This is a genomic window from Bacillus haikouensis (assembly GCF_013179555.1).
In the GTDB taxonomy this organism is placed as follows: Bacteria; Bacillota; Bacilli; order Bacillales; family Bacillaceae_B; genus Rossellomorea; species Rossellomorea haikouensis_A.
This window is the reverse complement of sequence record NZ_JABMCR010000413.1, coordinates 1-2,724: the sequence shown is the minus strand read 5'-3', so window position 1 is coordinate 2,724 and position 2,724 is coordinate 1. Positions and strand designations below refer to the sequence as shown.

3 protein-coding genes are annotated in these 2,724 nt (G+C 42.2%); all 3 read left to right on the top strand.

Translation table 11 applies throughout. The features are described from left to right. Positions 1–1,036: cysteine synthase family protein (locus HP456_RS22425; RefSeq protein WP_172255219.1), on the top strand; the 1,036-nt coding region annotated here is incomplete at its 5' end. After that, the gene (locus HP456_RS22420; protein WP_172255217.1) at positions 1,014–2,252 is read left to right on the top strand and encodes an ATP-grasp domain-containing protein; all 1,239 of its coding nucleotides are present in this window, start codon (positions 1,014–1,016) and stop codon (positions 2,250–2,252) included. The genes HP456_RS22425 and HP456_RS22420, both read left to right, overlap by 23 nt. Further along, positions 2,249–2,724: beta-eliminating lyase-related protein (locus HP456_RS22415; protein WP_216663390.1), on the top strand; the 476-nt coding region annotated here is incomplete at its 3' end. The genes HP456_RS22420 and HP456_RS22415, both read left to right, overlap by 4 nt.

The window sequence follows — 2,724 nt, the reverse complement described above, 5'->3', positions numbered from 1 at the left end:
GGATTTAATAGGGGAAACGCCGTTAGTCCAATTGAAATTAAGAGATCTCAGTAAAGCCTCCGTTTATGCCAAGCTTGAGATGTACAATCCATTCGGGATGAAAGATCGAGTTGCAAAGCAAATCATACTTGATGCAAAAAGAACAGGTCTACTTAAAGATGGGGATCCCATAATTGAAAGTTCTTCCGGGACTCTTGCTTTGGGGATCGCGCTGGTCGGATCATATCTGGGACATGAGGTACATATCATTACCGACCCCCGTATTGATTCATTGACGCATACAAAGCTAAGAGCCTTGGGAGCGAACATCCATGTGGTAGAAGAGATGGGAATGACTGGGGGATGGCAGCAAGCCAGGTTGAATTATCTCTATCAAATGCTTGAGGATCGCCCTGATGCTTTTTGGCCCCAGCAATACGAGAACCCCCAAAACCCACTTTCCTATCGTCATCTGGCAGATGGCGTAATGAAAGAAGTCGGGCAAGTGGATATATTGGTTGGATCGGTTGGGAGCGGCGGATCATTATGCGGGACAGCGGAAACGCTGAAAAAGAGAAATGCCGATCTAAAAGTGGTTGCAGTTGATGCTGCAGGAAGTTCTATTTTTTTTCAAAATGATAAGCCAAGAAGACTCCAAAGCGGTCTTGGCAATAGCCTCCAGCCCAAAAACGTCAACTATTCCGTCATTGATGAGGTTCACTGGCTGAATGATGAAGAAGCCTTCAATTGGACACTTGAACTTTCAAGACATGAAAAGATTTTTGCCGGCAATAGTTCTGGAAGCGTATACGCTGTAGCAAATTGGTTAAGTACACAAGTGGATTCTTCCAAGAGAATAGTGTGTATTTTTCCGGACAGGGGTGATCGGTATTACAATACATTTTATCAGGAAGATTTTTTCAATATGCATCATTTAGCATCATCTCAATTAAATCTTCAACCTGCAGAGGTAAGCTCCATTCAAGATACGGAGAAATGGTCATACTTAAATTTTGATAAATGGAAGTGTTCCAATGAAAAAGCTCTTATTTATTGAGTCAAATACAACCGGTACTGGTATGATCGCTATTCAAAAGGCGCATTCCCTTAACCTGTCCCCTGTATTCATTACCAGGGATCCGAAATTGTACAATGGACTATTTGAACAAGACTGTCAAATAATCACGTGTGAAACAAATCATTTCGATGTAGTCCTCGAAACCATCAAAACTATATTTGATCCAGGAGAAATTGCAGGGATTACCACAACAAGTGAATTTTATATCCATACTGTTTCAAGATTGACATCTTCCCTGCAGCTTAAAGGAAATCCTCCTGAAACTGTTGCTGCTGCAAGAAATAAGTTTACTGTACGCGAGAAATTGAGAAAGAGCAAAAAGTTGTATCAGCCTTTTTATTTTGGCATAACAACAGAACAGGAATTAGTGTGGAAGGAGAAGGAAATTGCTTTCCCATGTATTGTGAAGCCAGTTGATGACAGTGGTTCAAACGGTGTCAAAGTATGCCGCGAATTTACTGACTTGCTCGATCACACCATTCGTCTTCTCAAGGTTGAAACCAATACGAGAAATCAGCCTGCCGGGAAAATGGCACTCATTGAAGAGTATGTGGAAGGGCAGGAATATAGTCTGGAATGCTTCTCATTCGATGGGAATCACCAACTTATCGGCATTACTAAGAAAAAAGTGGGAAGGGAGCCGTTTCGCGTAGAACAAGGCCATATTTTCCCGGCTGAGGATCTGACAGGGGCAGCCCGTGAACGGATTAAAGAGGGAGCCTTTGAAATCCTTGAAACCTTAGGGTGGTGCAATGGCCCAGTCCATATTGAGGTGAAAGTCGTAGAGGATCAGTTATTTCTGGTCGAGTTTAACGGACGTCTGGCAGGGGGGATGATTCCCGAGTTAATTAGATTATCTTCAGGTATAGACATGCTGCAAGAACAATTAAAGTCTTCAACAGGGATACAGCCGGACTTACAAAAAACATCATACTGTTATGCGGGCATACAGTTTTTTGTACCTGATAAATCAGGGGTCATTACTGAAATAAACCTTATCAAAGATAAACATTTATATGGAATCAAAGAGGTTCGAGTGAATGTGGATATAGGTGATCATGTTGATGAAGCCTGTAATGCATATGGAAGAAAAGGTTACACAATCGCAGTTAGTGATGACGTTCACGATTTGATGGACACGCTGCTAGAATCCTCCAAACAAATAAAAATAAAAGAAAAGGAGTGTATTGTATGAACTATTTAAGTGATACCATAACCCAGCCCACGGAAGAAATGATGTCTTCCATTCAGAACGCTGTCTTAGGGGACGATGTATATGGAGAAGACCCTACAGTAAACAGACTGGAAGAGGTTGCAGCAGAGATTCTCGGAATGGAGTCCGCGTGTTTTATGGCGAGTGGTACAATGGCGAATCTTGCTTCGATAATGGCTCATTGTCCCAGGGGCTCAAAGGTATTGGTCGGTGACGAATCTGATATTTATATTTTTGAAGCTGGCGGTGCTTCTGTTTGCGGGGGGATTATGTATGAACCCATACCTACTCAGCGCAATGGTGAACTGGCGATTCAGGACTTGGAGAAAGTATTTCCGTTTGACCCTGAGGATCCCCAGTTTGCACTTCCTGCATTGATTTGTTTAGAAAATACACATAATCGCTGCGGCGGTAAAGTACTTTCGTTAAGCTATTTAAAAGATGTATACGAATT